This is a genomic window from Frankia sp. RB5 (assembly GCF_059816245.1).
The window spans coordinates 1-6,097 of record NZ_JCBATA010000123.1 but is presented as its reverse complement, the minus strand read 5'-3'; the positions used below and the strand labels follow the sequence as shown (position 1 = coordinate 6,097).

Sequence of the window (6,097 nt, the reverse complement as noted above, 5' to 3'; positions counted from 1 at the left end):
CCAGGCGCGCGGCCATCGCCTCGAACTTCCCAGCCCCCTCAACTGACACACCCCGACCCTACCGGCGTGATCACAGAACATCGCCAACATCCAAACAAGAAAACCAAGTTATTTAATTACGAATACTAACCAAAGATCAAAGCGGTACCTGACCAGTTACGCCGGAGTAAGAGGGCCGTGATCTATCTGCGGGTGTCGACCTTGAAGCAGGTGGGCCGCGACACCGACCCGGATGGCTACTCCCTGCCCGCCCAGCGTGAGGCCTGCGAACGCAAAGCCGCAAGCCTGGACGCCGAGGTAGTGGAAGTATTTGTTGACCGGGGTGAGTCCGCCAAGACAGCGGACCGGCCGGAATTCCAGCGGATGCTGAGCTTCGTGCGCGCGCAAGGCGACATTGACTATGTCATCCTCGATAAAGTCGACCGCTTCGCCCGAAACCGGCGGGACGACGCCAACATCATGTTCGAGCTGAAGTCCTCGGGCACGACGCTGGTGAGCGTCAAGGAAAATATTGACGAGACGCCAGCCGGGCAACTACTGCACGCCATCATGGCCGGGATCGCCGAGTTTTACTCCAAGAACCTGGCTACGGAGTCCATGAAAGGGATGGCTCAGAAGGCCAAGATGGGCGGAACGCCCGGTAAGGCCCCGGTGGGGTACCTCAACACGCGGCAGCGCATAGAGGGCCGGGAAGTTGCGATAGTCATTCTGGACCCAGACCGTGCTCCGCACATCCAATGGGCCTTCGAGATGTACGCCACGGGGGAGTGGACGATCCGCAGCCTCACGGACGAATTGGAGAGAAGAGGCCTGACCGCTGTCCCGAGCCGTAGCAGAGTTCCGAAGCCTCTTTCTCCCTCCATCGTGGCCCGGACGCTCAGCCACCGCTACTACCTTGGCAAGGTCATCTTCAAGGGCCAAGAGTACGAGGGGCGGCATCAACCCCTGGTATCGGAGGATCTGTTTACCCGTGTCCAGGAAGTCCTGCGGGCACACGACCAGTCCAGCGAGAAGCAGCGCATATACAACCATTACCTCAAGGGATCGGTATTTTGCGCGGCCTGCGGCAGCCGGTTGTGCATCACCAACGCCAAGGGGCAGTATATGTAATACTTCTGCCTGGGGCGGCACCAGCGCCGCACCAACTGCACCGCTCGGTACCGGCTGGTGGCAGAGGTGGAGGCGGCGGTGGAGCGCTACTACCGGGCGGTACGCATCCCGGACGAAGTTCAAGATCAGATACGAGAGGGTATCCGGGAAGAGGTTGGACCGCCAGCGTAGGCGGGCAACCCCGGAGATTGACCGGGCCAAGCGACGCGTCACCGAGTTGACCGACGAGCGGAAGCGGTTGGCCCGGGGCGTGGTGACTGGCTCCATCCCGGAGGACTTGGCCCATGAGGAACAGACCCGGATCACGGGGGAGCTGGCCTCAGCCAAGCGGGTCCTTGCGGCTTCCGAGACGATCTACGACCGGATCGAAGAGACCCTCACCCGGAGCTTGGCCCTCGTGGGGCAGGCAGCCGAGGTCTACGCCGCAGGTGGCCCCCAGATCCGGCGCATGAGTAACCAGTTCTTCTTCGAGAAGCTGCTGATTGATGATGTTGAGGACGACGAAGTGACGGTAGTCGCAGCTACCTTGCGTGATCCCTACGCCACGCTGGTAGCTACAGACTTTCAGCGCCGCATGATCCAAAACGCTCTGAACCCCGGCCAAGACCCCCGTGACGGCGGCCCTGGCGGGCCGACCCTCACGGTTGATCTTGGTCGGGGTTCGAATATGGACTATCTGGTACCCCGGGTGGGATTCGAACCCACACTGTCGGTGGTTTGAGCACCGTCTCTCTGCCGTTGGAGTACCGGGGCGGGCGGGTGGAGCGTCGTGCGGCGGGCTGGTGAGGCGCGGGCCGGCCGCGGGATCCCTGGAGATCATTCTGATCAATCGCGGCCGGAACGTCTCGCCCAAGACTCTATCCGGGTAGGGTGCGTTTCGACCTCCCGCCCTGCCCGTCCGCTGCGTCCAGGCCGGGTCGGACGTCACCCGACCGCCCGCCCGTCCTGCGAGACTGGTGTCATCCCGCCGAGACCAGGAGTATCCCTCGATGAGCCAACCCTCTTCGAACCCGCGTCGGGTCCTGATCGCCGAGGACGAAGCGCTGATCCGGCTCGACCTGCGGGAGATGCTCCAGGAAGAGGGCTACGAGGTCGTCGGGGAGGCCGGTGACGGCGAGATGGCCGTCAACCTTGCCGGCAAGCTGCGTCCGGACCTGTGCATCCTGGACGTGAAGATGCCCCGGATGGACGGCATCGAGGCCGGCGCCAAGATCGCCAAGGACCGCATCGCGCCGGTGGTGATCCTGACCGCGTTCAGCCAGCGGGAGCTGGTGGAGCGAGCTCGGGAGGCCGGCGCCATGGCGTACGTGGTCAAGCCGTTCCAGAAGAAGGACCTGCTTCCCACGATCGAGATGGCGATGAGCCGGTTCACGGAGATCGTGAGCCTGGAGGCCGAGGTCGAGGACCTGCAGGGCCGCCTGGAGGCTCGCAAGATCATCGAGCGGGCGAAGGGTGTGCTGCAGACCGAGCACGGCATGACCGAGCCGGACGCCTTCCGTTGGATCCAGCGGACCTCGATGAACCAGCGCCGCACCATGCGCGCCGTGGCCGAGGCCGTGCTGTCGGGCGAGGCCCTGCCAACCTCGTGACCAGCCCGACCCCGCCGGCTGTCGCCTGTGCGTCGGCGGCCGGGTGACCGGCGCGTCCCCGCACCCGGGCCCACCGCGGGACCCCGGAGCGCAACCCGATCCCGTCCCGAACGCCGGGCGCGCGCCGGAGTCGGACGCCGGCCAGGTCGCGCCCGCCGACACGACCGCGCCGGTGCGGGTGCCCACCAGCCGCGAGCGGGCGCTGCACCAGCTCGCGCCAGTGGGGCGACGGCTGGGCGGGTGGGTCCGCGGCCGCTGGCGGACCCGGCGCGGCCGGGTCGCGCTCGCCGCGATCGTCGCCCTGGTGCTCGCCGTGCCCTCGGCGCTGGGCCTCGTCCTCGCCACCACGCTCGGCGGCGGGGGCGGCGGTGCCGGGCAGACGCGGGTCGCCACCATCGGTGTCATGGCGCCGCTGTCCGGTGACCTGTCGTCCGACGGCGCAAGTGTGCGCAACGCGGTCGCGCTCGCGGTCGACGAGGCCAACGAGGACGGCGCGATCCCGGGCTGGCGGCTCGAACTGTCCAACCGGGACGACATGTCCCGTCCGGATGGCGGCGCCCAGGCCGCCGACGCCTTCGCGGCCAACGACCGGCTGATCGGTGTCGTCGGCCCGCTGAACTCCCTGGTCGCGCAGGTCGCGCTGCCGACGCTGGCCGCCGCGGGCATCCCCGTCGTGTCGCCGTCCACCGCCGACCCGGCCCTCACCGGCGTGGGCGCCCGCCCCCGCACCCGCCCCTACCCGACCTACTTCCGCCTCAGCGGCACCGACGAGCTGCAGGCACAGGTCGCCGCCGACTATGCCGTGCACACCCTCAACCGTCACCGCATCACCGTGGTCGACGGCGAGCCGCGCTACGGCACGACCCTCGGTGACCGGTTCGCCGTGCACGCCGCCGCGCTCGGCGCGTCGGTGACCTCCCTGTACCCCGAGCATGGTGACGGCGGTGACAGCGGCGACCTCGACGAGATCGTCGCCGCGCTCGACGGCGAGGCACCCGACCTCGTCTACGTCTCCACCGGCGCCTCCTTCGCCGGCAAGCTGCGCTCCCGCCTCGCCGACTCCGGCGCGTCCATCCAGATCCTGGGCTCGGACGCGTTGCTGGAGCCGCGCTACACCGACGAGACGCGCACCGCCGCCGACGGTGACCTCATCACCAGCCTGCTGACGCCGGCGACCCGCCTGCCCGCCGCCGGCGCGTTCGTCGCGGCCTACTCGGCCCGCTACGGCGGCCCCGCCGACGACGAGGGCGCCACCGCCCCGGCCACCCGCTCTCCGGACATGACCCCCTCCGCGGACGCGTTCCACTCCCATGCTCCGGACGCGTCGCGGGGTCCGGACGCGGCGCGTGCCTCGGGCCCCTCCCGAGCCATCGGGGCCGCGATGCCGGCCCATGGCGCCGGGCTGGTCCGCAGCGGGATGCCCGCGGCCCGGGCCGCGGTGGCCGCGCCGCCTGACCGTGACGACGTCGACGGCCCGGGCGGCGCGCGCACCCGGCAGGCGGCGCATGAAGCGGCCGAGGAACTGGCTCAGCGGCAGGCCGAGGCCATCCCGGCCGTCGCCGCCTATGCCTACGACGCGACCAGGGCGATCATCCGTGCCGCGGCGACCGTGCTGCCCGGCCGGATGGCCGTCGACGCCGCCGCCCGCCACGACATCGCCGCCGCGATCGGCCGCGGCACGTTCGCCGGCGTCACCGGCTCCGTCGCGTTCGACCGGTGGGGCGACACCCGGCGGCCCTCCGTCGAGCTCTACACCATCCTCGGTGGGCGTCTCGTCGCGCTGGCCACCCGCACCGGCTGACCGCGCCCGGCCGAGCTCCCACGCGGATGACCGCGAATGGCGCCGGTCGCGCGTCGCCACCAGGAACCGCGGAAAGCTACGACACGACTACCTGAAGCCATCGCCGCAGCCTCGCCTGGCCTAGATTTCGTCACGACAGGTTGTTGATCGCTTACCTAGGATTGCGACGATGGTGGTGACGATCTTCGGTGTTCCGGCTGCCGGCACCGGCGGCGTGCCGCCGCGGAAGGACGTGTGATGGGCGTTCCCGGGCGGCGTTTCGGGGTGTGGGGGATCGCGGGGGTGTTGGTCGCCACCGCGATCGCGGGGTGTGGCGGCAAGGCGGGTGACGACGGCCGCAAGGAGTTCGCCATCGGCTTCCAGGGGCCGCTGTCCGGCGACGACCAGCAGCTGGGCATCAACGCCTATGACGGGCTGCTGACGGCGGTCGACCTGGCGAACCGGCGGGCCACCCTGCCGTTCCGGCTGCGGATCATCGCCTCGGATGACCAGGGCCAGCCGGCGCAGGGCCCGGCCGCCGCCCAGAAGCTCATCGACAACCCGAGCGTGATCGGCGTCGTCGGACCGGTGTTCTCCGGGGCGACCAGGACGAGCGAGCCGCTCTACAGCCGGGCAGGCCTGCTCTCGGTCAGCCCGTCGGCGACCAGTCCGACGCTGACCGACCAGGGCTTCACCACGTTCTACCGGCTGATGGCACCCGACACCGTCCAGGGCGCCGCCGCCGCCGAGTACCTGGCCAAGGCGCTGCACGCGGACAGGGTGTACTCGCTGGACGACCGCAGTGAGTACGGCACCGGTCTGTCCGGTGCGCTGGAGGGCGCTCTGGACGATCACGGGGTCACGGTCATCCACGACGACCTCAGCCCGGCGAGGGACTACACCGCCCAGGCAGCGAAGATCATCGCCGCGCATCCGGACGCGCTCTACTATTCGGGGTACTACTCGGAGCTCGCCCCGCTCGCCCGGGCGCTGCGCAGCAAGGGCTACACCGGCAGGATCGTCAGCGGTGACGGGGCGAACGACGACCAGCTCATCCGCCAGGCCGGCATCGGCAACGCCGAGGGGATCCTGCTGACCTGCGCCTGCCGGGACGCGGGCAGCGACCCCGCGGCGACCGGTTTCGCCGCCGAGTACCGCTCGGTCAACAGCGGCATCCGGCCCGGCACCTACTCCGCCGAGGCGTACGACGCGGCGAACGCCATCATCGACGTGCTGCGCCGGCTCGGCACGGGCGCGACCCGCCGGGCGGTCGCGGCGGGCTTCGGCTCGGTGGACCTGCCCGGCGTGACCAAGCGGATCCGCTTCCGCCGGGGCGGCGACGTCGACAGCACCGCTGTCTACCTGTACGAGGTGCGTGGTGGTCACCGGGTCCTGCGCGGCCCGATCGACGCGCTCGTCAGGCCCTGACCAGCTCCCTCGGCCTGGGGGCGCCCCGGGGCGCCCCCCCCCCGGGGGGGGCGGAGGCCCCCCCGCTCGCCGGTGGGGGCGGGCGGGCCCTACCCCCCCCCCCGCCGGGGGGACACCCCCCGCCCCGGGGCCCCCCCCCCGGAGCGTAAGCCCCCCCCCCCCCACCGGGCCAGGCTCGCCCGCGGAGCCC

5 protein-coding genes and 1 tRNA gene are annotated in these 6,097 nt (G+C 70.3%); 4 read left to right on the top strand and 2 right to left on the bottom strand.

The window, feature by feature from the left end; translation table 11 throughout:
* Positions 1-177: 177 nt before the first annotated feature.
* Positions 178-1,110 (top strand): recombinase family protein, encoded by a 933-nt coding sequence (locus AC6EXY_RS32895; protein WP_101833267.1) that lies wholly within the window; start codon positions 178-180, stop codon positions 1,108-1,110.
* Positions 1,111-1,429: 319 nt separating this feature from the next.
* On the opposite strand, the gene AC6EXY_RS32890 is transcribed toward AC6EXY_RS32895, so the two are convergent.
* Both AC6EXY_RS32890 and AC6EXY_RS32885 read right to left on the bottom strand, forming a co-directional pair.
* Entirely contained in the window at positions 1,430-1,693 is a 264-nt protein-coding gene (locus AC6EXY_RS32890) for a hypothetical protein (protein ID WP_165818528.1), read from the bottom strand.
* Positions 1,694-1,787: 94 nt separating this feature from the next.
* Positions 1,788-1,863: transfer RNA gene (locus AC6EXY_RS32885), tRNA-Leu, on the bottom strand.
* A 236-nt stretch (positions 1,864-2,099) separates the two neighbouring features.
* Between AC6EXY_RS32885 and AC6EXY_RS32880 the strand changes: the two genes are divergently transcribed.
* The 3 genes from AC6EXY_RS32880 (at position 2,100) to AC6EXY_RS32870 (ending at position 5,907) form a co-directional block, all read left to right on the top strand.
* A complete protein-coding gene (locus tag AC6EXY_RS32880; protein ID WP_101833268.1) occupies positions 2,100-2,699 on the top strand; it encodes an ANTAR domain-containing response regulator in 600 nt (199 codons plus the stop codon).
* Positions 2,700-2,742: 43 nt separating this feature from the next.
* Positions 2,743-4,500 (top strand): branched-chain amino acid ABC transporter substrate-binding protein, encoded by a 1,758-nt coding sequence (locus AC6EXY_RS32875; RefSeq protein WP_499818923.1) that lies wholly within the window; start codon positions 2,743-2,745, stop codon positions 4,498-4,500.
* A 237-nt stretch (positions 4,501-4,737) separates the two neighbouring features.
* The gene (locus tag AC6EXY_RS32870; RefSeq protein WP_101831907.1) at positions 4,738-5,907 is read left to right on the top strand and encodes a branched-chain amino acid ABC transporter substrate-binding protein; all 1,170 of its coding nucleotides are present in this window, start codon (positions 4,738-4,740) and stop codon (positions 5,905-5,907) included.
* Positions 5,908-6,097 lie beyond the last annotated feature (190 nt).